Source organism: Sphingomonas sp. (assembly GCF_048595155.1).
Taxonomy (GTDB): Bacteria; Pseudomonadota; Alphaproteobacteria; order Sphingomonadales; family Sphingomonadaceae; genus Sphingomonas_I.
The window spans coordinates 1-12159 of sequence record NZ_JBMDXN010000007.1; the positions used below are offsets into that span (position 1 = coordinate 1).

18 protein-coding genes are annotated in these 12159 nt (G+C 63.0%); 4 read left to right on the top strand and 14 right to left on the bottom strand.

Translation table 11 applies throughout. The features are described 5' to 3' along the window. From ACOJSI_RS01120 to ACOJSI_RS01175, 12 genes are all read right to left on the bottom strand, one after another. A partial coding sequence (locus tag ACOJSI_RS01120) for a 2Fe-2S iron-sulfur cluster-binding protein (protein WP_420136455.1) occupies positions 1–157 on the bottom strand: 157 nt, incomplete at its 3' end. Positions 158–162: 5 nt separating this feature from the next. Beyond that, the gene (gene nuoF / locus ACOJSI_RS01125; RefSeq protein ID WP_420136410.1) at positions 163–1467 is read right to left on the bottom strand and encodes an NADH-quinone oxidoreductase subunit NuoF; all 1305 of its coding nucleotides are present in this window, start codon (positions 1465–1467) and stop codon (positions 163–165) included. Continuing rightward, positions 1464–1613 (bottom strand): hypothetical protein, encoded by a 150-nt coding sequence (locus tag ACOJSI_RS01130; RefSeq protein ID WP_420136411.1) that lies wholly within the window; start codon positions 1611–1613, stop codon positions 1464–1466. The genes nuoF and ACOJSI_RS01130 overlap by 4 nt, the downstream gene beginning before the upstream one ends. Further along, positions 1613–2251 (bottom strand): complex I 24 kDa subunit family protein, encoded by a 639-nt coding sequence (locus ACOJSI_RS01135; protein ID WP_420136412.1) that lies wholly within the window; start codon positions 2249–2251, stop codon positions 1613–1615. Before ACOJSI_RS01135 ends, ACOJSI_RS01130 begins: the two co-directional genes overlap by 1 nt. After that, on the bottom strand, positions 2251–3450 hold the full coding sequence (locus tag ACOJSI_RS01140) for an NADH-quinone oxidoreductase subunit D (protein ID WP_420136456.1): 1200 nt from the start codon (positions 3448–3450) through the stop codon (positions 2251–2253). The genes ACOJSI_RS01135 and ACOJSI_RS01140 overlap by 1 nt, the downstream gene beginning before the upstream one ends. A gap of 92 nt (positions 3451–3542) precedes the next feature. Next, on the bottom strand, positions 3543–4208 hold the full coding sequence (locus ACOJSI_RS01145; protein WP_420136413.1) for an NADH-quinone oxidoreductase subunit C: 666 nt from the start codon (positions 4206–4208) through the stop codon (positions 3543–3545). A 10-nt stretch (positions 4209–4218) separates the two neighbouring features. Next, complete coding sequence (locus tag ACOJSI_RS01150; RefSeq protein ID WP_420136414.1) at positions 4219–4770, bottom strand: NuoB/complex I 20 kDa subunit family protein; 552 nt, start codon at positions 4768–4770, stop codon at positions 4219–4221. Then, positions 4761–5138, bottom strand: coding sequence for an NADH-quinone oxidoreductase subunit A (ndhC, locus tag ACOJSI_RS01155; protein WP_420136415.1), 378 nt, complete (start codon positions 5136–5138; stop codon positions 4761–4763). The genes ACOJSI_RS01150 and ndhC overlap by 10 nt, the downstream gene beginning before the upstream one ends. A gap of 187 nt (positions 5139–5325) precedes the next feature. Then, the gene (locus tag ACOJSI_RS01160; protein ID WP_420136416.1) at positions 5326–6141 is read right to left on the bottom strand and encodes an inositol monophosphatase family protein; all 816 of its coding nucleotides are present in this window, start codon (positions 6139–6141) and stop codon (positions 5326–5328) included. 147 nt (positions 6142–6288) lie between these two features. Further along, entirely contained in the window at positions 6289–6852 is a 564-nt protein-coding gene (gene efp / locus ACOJSI_RS01165) for an elongation factor P (protein WP_420136417.1), read from the bottom strand. A gap of 122 nt (positions 6853–6974) precedes the next feature. Then, a complete protein-coding gene (locus ACOJSI_RS01170; RefSeq protein ID WP_420136418.1) occupies positions 6975–7568 on the bottom strand; it encodes a M23 family metallopeptidase in 594 nt (197 codons plus the stop codon). Continuing rightward, positions 7565–8461, bottom strand: a complete 897-nt coding sequence (locus ACOJSI_RS01175; protein WP_420136457.1) for a L,D-transpeptidase family protein — start codon at positions 8459–8461, stop codon at positions 7565–7567. The genes ACOJSI_RS01170 and ACOJSI_RS01175 overlap by 4 nt, the downstream gene beginning before the upstream one ends. 189 nt (positions 8462–8650) lie before the next feature. Here ACOJSI_RS01175 and ACOJSI_RS01180 point away from each other — a divergent pair, with 189 nt between their 5' ends. Beyond that, positions 8651–9196, top strand: a complete 546-nt coding sequence (locus ACOJSI_RS01180; protein ID WP_420136458.1) for a DUF882 domain-containing protein — start codon at positions 8651–8653, stop codon at positions 9194–9196. 57 nt (positions 9197–9253) lie between these two features. Here ACOJSI_RS01180 and thiE read toward each other — a convergent pair whose 3' ends face one another. Then, positions 9254–9976, bottom strand: coding sequence for a thiamine phosphate synthase (gene thiE / locus ACOJSI_RS01185; protein ID WP_420136419.1), 723 nt, complete (start codon positions 9974–9976; stop codon positions 9254–9256). Between the two features lie 122 nt (positions 9977–10098). Here thiE and ACOJSI_RS01190 point away from each other — a divergent pair, with 122 nt between their 5' ends. From ACOJSI_RS01190 to ACOJSI_RS01200, 3 genes are read left to right on the top strand one after another with little or no spacing between them, the layout of a single operon-like run. After that, the gene (locus tag ACOJSI_RS01190; protein ID WP_420136420.1) at positions 10099–10572 is read left to right on the top strand and encodes an SRPBCC family protein; all 474 of its coding nucleotides are present in this window, start codon (positions 10099–10101) and stop codon (positions 10570–10572) included. A gap of 3 nt (positions 10573–10575) precedes the next feature. Further along, positions 10576–10914, top strand: coding sequence for an ArsR/SmtB family transcription factor (locus ACOJSI_RS01195; protein ID WP_420136421.1), 339 nt, complete (start codon positions 10576–10578; stop codon positions 10912–10914). Between the two features lie 33 nt (positions 10915–10947). Continuing rightward, positions 10948–11685 (top strand): DUF72 domain-containing protein, encoded by a 738-nt coding sequence (locus tag ACOJSI_RS01200; RefSeq protein ID WP_420136422.1) that lies wholly within the window; start codon positions 10948–10950, stop codon positions 11683–11685. Here the strand turns inward: ACOJSI_RS01200 and ACOJSI_RS01205 are convergent. After that, positions 11660–12142, bottom strand: a complete 483-nt coding sequence (locus ACOJSI_RS01205; RefSeq protein WP_420136423.1) for a hypothetical protein — start codon at positions 12140–12142, stop codon at positions 11660–11662. The genes ACOJSI_RS01200 and ACOJSI_RS01205 overlap by 26 nt on opposite strands. Between the last annotated feature and the right edge of the window lie 17 nt (positions 12143–12159).

Consider the following 12159-nt stretch of genomic DNA (forward strand, 5'->3'; position numbering starts at 1 on the left):
CGACCTCCACCAGGCACATGCGGCAGTTCCCGGCGACGCTCAGCCGCTCGTGGTAGCAGAAGCGCGGGATCTCCTTGCCGGCGGCCTCGCAGGCCTGGAGGACGGTGGCGCCGTTCGGGACTTCCACCTCGATGCCATCGACGGTTAATTTCGGCATATCGGTTACTCTGCCGCCACGGCGAAAGTCTCGCCGCGACGCTCATTGATGCGCTTTTCGATCTCGGGGCGGAAATGACGGATCAGGCCCTGGATCGGCCAGGCCGCTGCGTCGCCAAGCGCGCAGATGGTGTGCCCCTCAACCTGCTTGGTCACTTCCTGCAGCATGTCGATCTCGTGCAGCTCCGCCTCGCCGGTGCGCAGGCGCTCCATCACGCGCCACATCCAGCCCGTGCCTTCGCGGCACGGCGTGCACTGGCCGCAGCTCTCATGCTTGTAGAAATAAGAGATGCGGCTGATCGCGCGGACGATGTCGGTCGACTTGTCCATGACGATGACGGCGGCCGTACCGAGGCCGGAGCCGAGCTCGCGCAGACCATCGAAATCCATCGGCGCGTCCATGATCTGCGCCGCCGGGACAAGCGGCACCGACGACCCGCCGGGAATGACCGCAAGCAGGTTGTCCCAACCGCCGCGAATGCCGCCGGCATGCTTGTCGATCAATTCGCGGAAGCTGATGCCCATCGCCTCTTCGACGACGGTCGGCGTGTTCACGTGACCGGAGATCTGGAAGAGCTTGGTGCCCTGGTTCTTGTCGCGACCGATGCCGGCGAACCAGGACGGGCCACGCCGCAGGATGGTGGGAACGACCGCGATCGATTCCACATTGTTGACCGTGGTCGGGCAGCCGAACAGGCCGACGCCCGCGGGGAAAGGCGGCTTGAGGCGCGGCTGGCCCTTCTTGCCTTCGAGGCTTTCGATCTGCGCGGTTTCCTCGCCGCAGATGTACGCGCCGGCGCCGCGGTGGACGAAGACGTCGAAGTCATAGCCCGAACCCGCAGCATTCTTGCCGAGCAGGCCCTTGTCATAGGCCTGGGCGACGGCGGCGAAGAGGTTCTCCGCCTCGCGAATGAATTCGCCGCGAATGTAGATGTAGGCGGCGCGCGCGCGCATCGCGAAGCCCGCGATCAGCGCGCCTTCCAGCAGCTTGTGCGGATCATGGCGCAGGATCTCGCGATCCTTGCACGAACCCGGCTCCGATTCATCGGCATTGATCAGCAGGAAGCTCGGGCGGCCGGGCTTGGGCTCCTTAGGCATGAAGCTCCACTTCATGCCGGTCGGGAAACCCGCGCCGCCGCGGCCACGCAGGCCCGACGCCTTGATATCCTCGATGATCTGGTCCTGTCCGCGGACCATCAGATCCTTGGTATTGTCCCAGTCACCACGCTTCTGCGCGCCCTCCAGCCCCCAATCCTGGAAGCCGTAGATATTCGTGAAGATGCGGTCCTTGTCGTCGATCGAGCTGATCATCGTCCCTGCCCCACCAACTTCTCCGCTGTGAAATAAACGATCACGGCCAGCGTCAACCCGAGGGCGAGCGCGACCAGGCCCATCACGACCTTGAGCAGCAGCACGAACAGCACGAGCCCGACCAGAATGGCGATCAGCGCGGCCATCAGGAGGTGAACTCCTTCAGCACGGTCGGGCCACCGACCGGCGCGGCCAGAAAGCGATCGACCTGCGGGCCGGGCTTCGGGGTTTCGCCCCGCGCCAGCGCCTCGAGGATGGCCGTCGTGCTCTCGAACGTCAGATCTTCGTAAGTGTCGTCGTTGATCTGGATCATCGGCGCATTGACGCAGGCACCCAGGCATTCGACCTCGGTCAGCGTGAACAGCCCATCGGGCGTGGTCTGCCCCTTCTTCAGGCCCTTCTTGTAGCAGGCGTCGAGCACGTCGTCCGAACCGCGCAGCATGCAGGGCGTCGTGCCGCATACCTGCACATGATAGCGGCCGACCGGCGCCATATTGTACATGGTGTAGAAGCTGACGACCTCGAGCGCGCGAATATAGGGCATGCCCACCTGCTTCGCGACATATTCGATCACCGGCACGGGCAGCCAGCCCTGGGTGTTGGTCTCCGCGCCAACCTGGCGCTGGGCGAGATCGAGCAAGGGCATGATCGCCGAATGTTCGCGTCCCTTGGGATAGCGCGCCATGACGACCTTGACCTGCTCGGCATTCTCCGCCGTCCAGGCGAAGTCACCCCAGCGGGCCCGCATTTCGGCTTCGTCTGGGATCTGGGCTGCGTCCGACATTAGCGGTCGACCTCCCCGAACACGATGTCGATGGCGGAAAGAACGGCGGTCACGTCGGCGAGCATATGCCCCTTCATCATCATATCCATCGCCTGGAGATGGCTGAAGCCGGTCGGACGGATCTTGACCCGGTACGGCCGGTTGGTGCCGTCCGCGACCAGGTAGACGCCAAACTCACCCTTCGGGCTCTCCGTCGCGACATAGACGTCGCCGGCCGGCACGTGGAAGCCTTCCGTATAGAGTTTAAAGTGATGGATCAGCGCTTCCATCGACTGCTTCATCTCGCCCCGCTTGGGCGGCGCGACCTTGCGATCGAGCGTCAGCACCGGACCTTCGGGCATCTGCGCGAGGCACTGTTTCATGATCCGCATCGACTGACGCACTTCCTCGACGCGCACCATGAAGCGATCATAGCAATCGCCATTGGTGCCGACGGGAACGTCGAATTCCATCCGGTCATAGACGTCGTAGGGCTGCGACTTGCGCAAATCCCACGGAATCCCGGCAGCACGGATCATCGGTCCCGAAAAGCCCCATTTGATCGCGTCTTCCTTGGACACGACGCCGATATCGACGTTGCGCTGCTTGAAGATGCGATTGTCGGCGACGAGGCTGATCGCATCCTCGAACAGGCGCGGCATGCGATCGTCGAGCCAGTCGCCGATATCGGTCAACAGCTTCAGCGGCACATCCTGGTGGACGCCGCCGACGCGGAAGTAATTGGCATGCATGCGCGCGCCGGACGCCCGCTCATAGAAGTTCATGCAATCTTCGCGGATCTCGAACAGCCATAGATTGGGCGTCATCGCGCCTACGTCCATGATGTGGCTGCCGAGGTTCAGCATGTGGTTCTTGATGCGGGTCAGCTCGGCGAAGAAGACACGCAGATATTGCGCGCGCAGCGGCACCTCAACGCCGAGCAATTTCTCGATCGCGAGGACGTAGCTGTGCTCCATGCACATCGGCGAGCAATAATCCAGCCGGTCGAAATACGGGACCGTCTGGATGTACGGCCGCCATTCGCACAGCTTTTCGGTGCCGCGATGGAGCAGGCCGACATGCGGATCGACCCGCTCGACGATCTCCCCGTCCAGCTCCAGCACTAGGCGCAGCACGCCGTGCGCGGCGGGATGCTGCGGGCCGAAATTGATCGTGTAGTTCTGTATCGCGACGTCGTCCGATGCCGGCGTGTCAGTCACGCCCTCATAGGGCGAGACGGTCGTGCCGGCGGGCGCGATGGTGCGGCTGTCGGCATCGGCATCCGCCACGCCAATGGTTACGGTACGCCGGCTCACTTCTTCACCTCGTCAGCCTTGGCGGGCGTCGGCGCACCGGGCGCCTCTGCCGACTTCGCCTTCTCGTCGCCCGGCAGCACATATTCCGCGCCTTCCCAGGGACTCATGAAGTCGAACAGGCGGACGTCCTGCGCGAGCTTCACCGGCTCATACACGACGCGCTTCTCCTCCTCGGAATAGCGCAACTCGACATAGCCCGTGTACGGGAAGTCCTTGCGCAGCGGATGGCCGGAGAAGCCATAGTCCGTCAGAATGCGGCGCAGATCGGGATTGCCATCGAACAGCACCCCGAACATGTCGTACACTTCGCGTTCAAGCCAGCCGGCGACCGGCCACAGCCCGGTCACGGACGGCACCGGCGTCGTCTCGGTCGCCGAGACATGCACGCGCAACCGATGATTCTTGGTCAGGCTGAGCAGGCAATAGACGACCTCGAACCGCTCTTCGCGTTCCGGATAATCGACGCCCGCAATCTCCATCAGCTGCTGATATTCCAGCTGATCGCGCAGCCGCGTCATCGCTTCGACGAGCGCCTCGCGCCGCACGTCGAGCCGGATTTCGTGCACCGCCTCGCTCGCGTCGATCAGCAGATCACCCAACGCAGCGCGGGCCGCGTCGATAATGCCGTCATTGGGGCTATGCTTGGGGAAGGAACCTGCCACGCTCAGTCGCTCACCGTTCGATCGTGCCGACGCGGCGGATCTTCCGCTGCAGCTGCATCACGCCGTAAAGCAGCGCCTCCGCGGTTGGCGGACAGCCCGGCACATAAATATCGACCGGGACGATCCGGTCACAGCCGCGCACGACGCTATAGCTATAGTGATAATAGCCGCCGCCATTGGCGCACGAGCCCATCGAGATGACGTATTTCGGCTCCGACATCTGGTCGTAGACGCGGCGCAGCGCCGGCGCCATCTTGTTGCAGAGCGTGCCGGCGACGATCATCACGTCCGACTGGCGCGGCGACGCGCGCGGGGCGGCGCCGAAGCGCTCCATGTCATAGCGCGGCATGTTCACATGGATCATCTCCACCGCGCAGCAGGCGAGACCGAAGGTCATCCACCACAGCGAGCCGGTGCGGGCCCATTGGAACAATTCCTCCGTCGAGGTGACGAGGAAACCCTTGTCCTGAACTTCCGAGTTGAGCCCGTTGAAGAAATCAGGATCGGGAAGCCGGCTCTCCTGCGGGTGCAGGTCGAGCGACTGCGGCAGAGTCACTCCCATTCCAAGGCTCCCTTCTTCCAAGCATAGGCAAAGCCGACGGCGAGTTCGATCAGGAAGATCATCATCGCGGCCCAGCCGGCAAAGCCAATCCCGCCGAGCGCGACAGCCCAGGGATAGAGGAAAGCCGCTTCCAGATCGAAGACGATGAAGAGGATGGCAACCAGGTAGAAGCGTACGTCGAACTGCGCACGGCTATCTTCAAATGCCGGGAAACCGCATTCATACTCTGATAGCTTCTCGGGCGTCGGCTTGGCCGAACCGGTGAACCGCGAGGCGATCATCGGCAGCACCACGAAGGCGGTCGACAAGACCACCGCAACGGCGAGAAACATCAGGATCGGCAGGTAGCCTGCAGCGACGCTTTCCATCGATCCAAAACACTCCGAGGGTGAGGCGTTCAAACAAGCCTCTAAAGTGCGGTTTCCCTAAGCGCGCCGCACCTGCGAAGCAAGCTTTGCGGCGGTGAGAATGACTCGCAATTAGAAGCCACTAACCTGTGTTGCGCGAGGGCACGCGCCACGGGGACCTAGGCATCGGGCCCGCAGCGGGATCCGACTATTTCCGGAGCGCGCCAGCCAACAGCTTGTGCAGCTTCGAATGCAGGCCATCATTGGCGGCCAGGAACTCGTTGCGCACCATCGGCTGATCACCGCCGCGGAAATCCGTGACGAAGCCGCCGGCCTCGCGCACCAGCAGCATGCCGGCCGCGACGTCCCAGGGCCGCAGATCGCTTTCCCAATAGCCGTCGAACCGCCCCGCCGCGACCCAGGCGAGATCCAAGGCCGCCGAACCGAAGCGGCGAATACCGGCAATTTCAGGGCCTATCGCATTGTAAATCTTGGACCATTGCGCCGAGTCGCCATGCCCCAGGAAGGGCGTACCCGTTGCGATCAGCGCATCGGGCAGATCGCGGCGCGCCGACACACGCAGCCGCCGATCGAACAACCAGGCACCCCTGCCCTTTTCGGCCCAGAAGCTTTCATCGGTAATCGGCTGATAGACCAGACCCTGCGTGATCTCGCCCTGACCATTGGGCCGGGGCTCCTCGACCGCGATCGAGATCGCAAAATGGGGAACGCCGTGCAGGAAGTTGGTGGTGCCGTCCAAAGGATCGACGATCCAGCGCGGCTTGGTGGGGTCACCCTCGCGCGCCCCGCCTTCCTCGCCCAGGAACCCCCAATCCGGGCGGGCGCGCTTCAACTCCTCATACAGCGTCTGCTCGGCACGCTGATCCGCCTGGCTGACGAAATCGGCCGGGCCCTTGCGTGACACCTGAAGCTGCTGAACCTCGCCGAAGTCGCGGCGCAGGCGCGGCGCGGCCTTGCGCGCGGCGCGCTCCATCACGGTAATCAGGCCAGAATGGGCTACCATCTCAAAACTCCATACGCCCTCTCCCCCTGGGGGAGAGGGAGGCGCCCGCGTCGCGACAGCGACGTGGGTGGGTGAGGGTCCGAGGGCTCGCGCGCTGCGCTCACACCCCCTCCCCAACCCTCTCCCTCACAGGGAGAGGGAGGAAAGTCAGTCCGCGCGGCGGACATATTCCTGGTTGTAGACGTCGACGACGATGCGCGTTCCGCTGGAAATGTGCGGCGGCACCATCACGCGGACGCCATTGTCGAGCATGGCAGGCTTGTAAGAGGAAGATGCCGTCTGGCCCTTCACCACCGCGTCTGCCTCAACGATCGTCGCTTCGATCGTGTCGGGCAGCTGCACCGAAATCGGGCGCTCGTCATAAAGCTCCATGACCACGTCCATGCCGTCCTGTAGGAAGGCGGCGGCGTCCCCCAGAAGATCGCGAGGCAGGCTGATCTGCTCGTAGGTTTCCTTGTCCATGAAGGTCAGCTGATCGCCTTCGGCGAACAGGAACTGGAAATCCTTGGTGTCGAGGCGGACGCGCTCGACCGTCTCGGCGGAGCGGAAGCGGACGTTGTTCTTGCGGCCGTCGATGAGATTCTTCATCTCGACCTGCATATAGGCGCCACCCTTGCCCGGCTGGGTGTGCTGAATCTTGACGGCCTTCCAGATGCCGCCTTCATATTCAATGATGTTGCCGGGACGAATGTCCACGCCGCTGATCTTCATGTGGGTCTCGCGATTGGAAATAGCAGGGGCGAGCCTCTAGCGATCAGCCGCCCGTACGGCAAGGCGGAGCGGTCGAAACCGTTGGCGCAGAAGGACGGGCCGCCCAGCGGGGCGGCCGCGCCTCAGCCGTGCAAGATCGGAAAGGGATTGATTTCCCGACCCTGCGACCAATTGTCCGCCGGTCCCATCTGGTGAATCTCGTAATGAAGATGGGGCGCTTCCGGACTTGCATCGCCGGTCGAGCCGACGGTGCCGATCTGCTGCCCCTGGCGCACCTGGATGCCTTCACGCAAATCGGGCGCGTAGCCATCGAGATGGGCGTAATAATCTTGCCACTCGCGATCAAGCCGGCGGATGTAAACGGTGTGCCCGCCATTGGCACTTTCGAAGATCTTTTCGACGACGCCCGCGGCGGCGGCGAGAACCGGCGTACCGCGGGGCGCCATGATATCGATGGCATGATGCTGGCGCGTGCCATCGCCGCGATCGTCGCCCCAGGTGTCGCTGAGCTGGCTTGGCTGAACGCCTGCGACGGGCACGATCAGCCCGCCACCCGCCTTGTTCGCCGCACCCGCATCCATCGGAGCGGATTGGGCGGCGGCCTGTGTCTGTACGGGCGGCGGTGTACGACCCACATGCCCCTTGTTGACGATCAGGAAGAAGGTGCCGATCACGGCCACGAAGGCCAGCAGCAAGATCCAGCCGAGTCGGGTCACAGCTGAAACACCGCCGGCGTGCCGGGCTTCACCATCAGCGACAAGCGCGCCGCATCCCAGTTGGACAGCCGGATGCAGCCATGACTTTCCGTCCTGCCGATCGTTTCGGGGTTCGGCGTACCGTGAATGCCGTAATGCGGTTTGTTCAAGTCCATCCAGACCACGCCGACAGGACCATTCGGTCCGGGCTTCAGCGTCTCCTTCTGGTCGCCGGGCTTCGCATCCCAGAACAAGGCGGGATTGTAGTGGAAGGACGGCAACGTCGACACACCCTGAATCTTCCAGCGGCCGATCGGCAGCGGATCGTGCTGACTGCCCATCGTCGCGGGGAATTGCGCGATCAGCTTCCCCTGATCGTCATAGGCGCGCAAGACCTTGTCCGATTTGTCGACCACGATCTTGGCCGCCTTGGGCTGATCCGACGAGACACTTAACCCCGCCAGAGTGGCGCGCCATTCGGGCTTGAGCGAGGACGGATAATTGGTCGCGGCCGGGCGCACGTTGGGAACCTTGATCTTCACGCCGGGCGCCAGCTTCGTGGTGGGGCTGTTCAGCGCGATCAGGGTTGCCTTGGTGGTGTGATAGCGCTCGCTGAGCAACTCCATCACATTGCTATAGCCCATGGCGGGTAGTTTTGCCTGATCGGCCGGCTCCTTCGGCATCGGCCCGAAAAAAGGACCGGCGAGATCGGCGCGGGTCAACACCACGTCAATCGTGGCGGGGAGCTTGTAGGCCGATAGCGCGGATGCCGTGGCGCGATCCAATGTCCCGCTTTTCGGTAGGCCGCGCGCCTCCTGGAACCCTTTCAGGGCGTTCGTCAGAGACATGCCGCTATGGCCATCGATGACACCGGGGCCAAAGCCAAGCCGGTCCAACAAAACCTGCGCCATCATGACTTTAGCGTCGAGTTGCGGCGCCTTATCGACAGTGGCAGCAGCGAATATGGGACAAGCCGTGGCCAAGGTAAGGTAAACGCCTGCAACCTTTAATGTTTTCACGAACACAATCCCTTATCTTCCGATCAAGAGAAGGAACGCCGCCGCGCGGTTTTCTTTCCAGTAGCGGGATAATCTATGTTGAATATGCAGATGGGCCGGCGCGGCCTGTTGGGGGGCGCCATTGCTGCCGGCGCCAGCGCGATGATCGGAACGAAGGCGTTCGCGGCGATGCCCGAACGCCGGCTGGCCTTCCGGAACATCCACACCAACGAGACCTTCGATGCGCGCTTCTTCGGCGCCAATGGCTGGGATCTGCAGGGACTTGCCGAGCTGAACCACGGCCTGCGCGACTGGCGTAACAACGAATCCACGAAGATGGATCCGCAATTGATGATGCTGCTCAGCCAGATCCGCGACAAATTGAGCCTCTCGCCGCGCACGAAGCTGGAGATGATCTCGGGCTATCGTTCACCGCAAACCAACAGTGCGCTGCGGCAGCGGGGCGGCGCCCATACCGGCGTCGCGTCCAAGAGCCAGCACATGCTGGGCAAGGCGACCGACATCCATATTCCAGGCGTGCCGCTCGAGCGGTTGCACCTCGCAGCCCTGTCGATGCAGGCAGGCGGCGTCGGCTATTATCCCAAGGATGGCTTCGTCCACGTCGATACGGGCCGCGTCCGCACCTGGTAACACGCAGATCAGGGTGAAGCGCCGGTCAGGATCGACTGCGATCCACGGCGACGCAGATCAGCTTTGTGCGTCAGCTACGCTCAGCACCTTGGCGAAGGCGCGGACAGCCTCCGCCTCGCCTCCCGCGCCATTCCACACGGCATTGCACACCGCGAGGAAATCCGCGCCCGCTGCCACCAGCGGCGCTGCATTGTCAGGCGTGATGCCACCGATCGCAACGCACGGTAATTCGAACAAGGTGGTCCACCACCCAAGGATCGATGGATCCGGCCGGTGCTGCACCTCTTTCGTGGTGGTCGGATAAAAGGCGCCGAACGCGACATAGTCGGCCCCGGCCTCCCCGGCCTCCATCGCGAGATGGCGGCTGTCATGGCAGGTGACGCCAATCTGCGCCGCTGGGCCAAGGAGGTCGCGCGCATCGCGCGGATCGCCGTCACTCTGCCCCAGATGCACGCCGTCCGCGCCCAGCCGCTTGGCCAGGCCGATACTGTCATTGACGATGAAGGCGACATCGCGATCCGCGCAAATCCGCTGGAGCGGTTCGGCCAGCCGGGCGATGCTGTGATCGTCGATCCCCTTCAAACGGAGCTGAAAAGCCCCCACCGGGCCGGCATCGATCGCGGCAGCCAGTCGGTCGCCAAACCCGTCGTCAATCGACGGTGGCGAAATCAGATAGAGCTGACATGTCGGGCGAAACTGCCGCTCGAACTGATCGGCGAAACCGGGATCGAGATCGACCTCGTCATCCGGAATGTCTTCGCCGTTGCCAAAGCCCTGCATTTGAATCTCCTGGCGCGCGAATTCCACCGCACCGAAGCTGGGTCAAGCAGCCATTACTGAAGTATTTACTTCAGTTTTGGTTTGCGGCATAGATGGGTGGTTATTGAGGAAGGAGATTTGTCATGTCACCGCCACCTGCAACACACGGCAGCTTCGCGATCGAGCGCAGCTATTCCGCGCCCGTGGAACGCGTGTTCGCGGCCTTCGCCGACCCCCGCCTGAAGAAGAGCTGGTTTGCGGACAGCGCCACGCATGAGATCACCGCCTTCGAAAGCGATTTCCGGGTGGGTGGCGTCGAGCGCCTGAACTACCGCTTCGGGCCCGACACCCCATTTCCAGGCGCGGCGCTTACGAATGAGGGGCAATTTCACGATATCGTCCCAGATCGCCGCATCGTCACGGCTTCCCGCATGGCCATCGAAGGCAAGCCGATCTCCGTAGCGCTGGTGACGATCGAGCTAGCGCCCGCAAGCCAAGGAACGGATGTGCTCTGCACGTTCCAGGGCGTTTTCTTCGAGGGCGCCGACGGCGCGGTCCTGCGTGAGCAGGGGATGCGGACCTTGCTGGATCGGCTCGGCGACGTGTTGGCCGCCTGATCGGTGGCGCGGCCGGAAAAAAGGGCGAAGGCCGATATCGATCTTATCTTCCATGCGCTCGCCGACCCGACCCGGCGGCGCATGATCGAGGCGCTGACGGATCGTCCCTACGCCCTGTCGGCGCTGGCAGAGCCGTTTGGCATGACCTTGACCGCTGTGTCGCAGCATCTGCGCATTCTGGAGCAGGCAGGCCTGGTGCGATCAGAAAAACTGGGCCGCGTGCGAAGTTGCCGGATCGAAGCCGCCGGGCTTGCCGTTCTGCAGGCATGGGTTTCGGACCGACGCTCGCTGTGGGAGCGGCGGCTGGATCGGCTCGGCGACATTCTGGATGAGCCTGGATGAGGGAAGACGCTCGAATGTCGGACGAACGATGGCATGATTGAAAGCGCCGTCATTCGTATCGGATGTTCGGGATGGAATTACCGCCACTGGCGCGGCGCCTTCTACCCGGCCGATCTGCCCGTCAGACGCTGGTTCGAATATTATTCGGCCCATTTCGACGCGGTCGAGCTCAACAACAGCTTTTACCGCCTGCCCACCGCAAAAACCTTTGAAGCCTGGCGCGATCAGGCGCCGGAAGGCTTTCGCTATGCGGTGAAGGCGAACCGCTATCTGACCCAGGCTAAGAAGCTGAAAGACTGTGCGGAGCCGGTCGCGCGGATGATGGCGCCGGTGCGGCACCTTGGTTCGGCGCTTGGGCCGATCCTGTACCAGCTTCCGCCGACATTGCAGCTGAACCTGGCACGGCTTGAGGAATTTCTGAGCCTGTTGCCGGGGGATATATGTCACGTCTTCGAATTCCGCCATCCAAGCTGGTATGTGGCAGATACGCTGGACCTGCTCGGCCGCTACGGCGCATCCTTTTGCTGTCACGACATGGCCGGATCGGTGAGCCCGCCTTGGGCGACCGGGAGCGTTGCCTATGTTCGCTTCCACGGCGCGGGCGGCAAATATTGGGGCCGCTACAAGGCGGAACAGCTATCCCGCTGGGCAGAATGGATGGCCGACCAGCAATGTCAGGGCCGCAACGTTTGGGCCTTCTTCAACAATGACATATTCGCCGATGCCATTGCCGACGCGACAGCGCTCAAGCAGCTGACATCGCGCGGGTAAGCGCTGCGCGTAAGGCGCCTGCATCATCGATGCGATGCGCGACCATGGAGATCTCGCGACGGCGCGTGCGGATGGGCGTCTTGAGCTCGATAAGGATGTTCGGCCACGCCGCGAGCGCCATGTTTCGGACATCGCGCCGCTTGAGCAATTGCGCGTCCCAGCTGTCGCGAAAGCCGGCAATCTGATCGATGGGTATGTCGAGGACGATCATTCGGCCGAGGCGCATCGTCAAAATGCCATCGGCCAGCGTCACAGGATTGGCCCGAATCGCACGCAGCAGGGCGATCAATCCGAAGACCACCGAAATATCGAGTAGGCCCAGAATGATGGCGACCGTCATTCCCCACAAAGCCGCCGCGAGCAGGTGAACCACCAATGTTTCCGCGATGGCAAGGCCGAGCAGCATGGTCAGCGTCGGCGCGATGCTGCGATAATAAGAGAAAGTGAGCGGCGGCATAGAAGACGCCGCCCGCC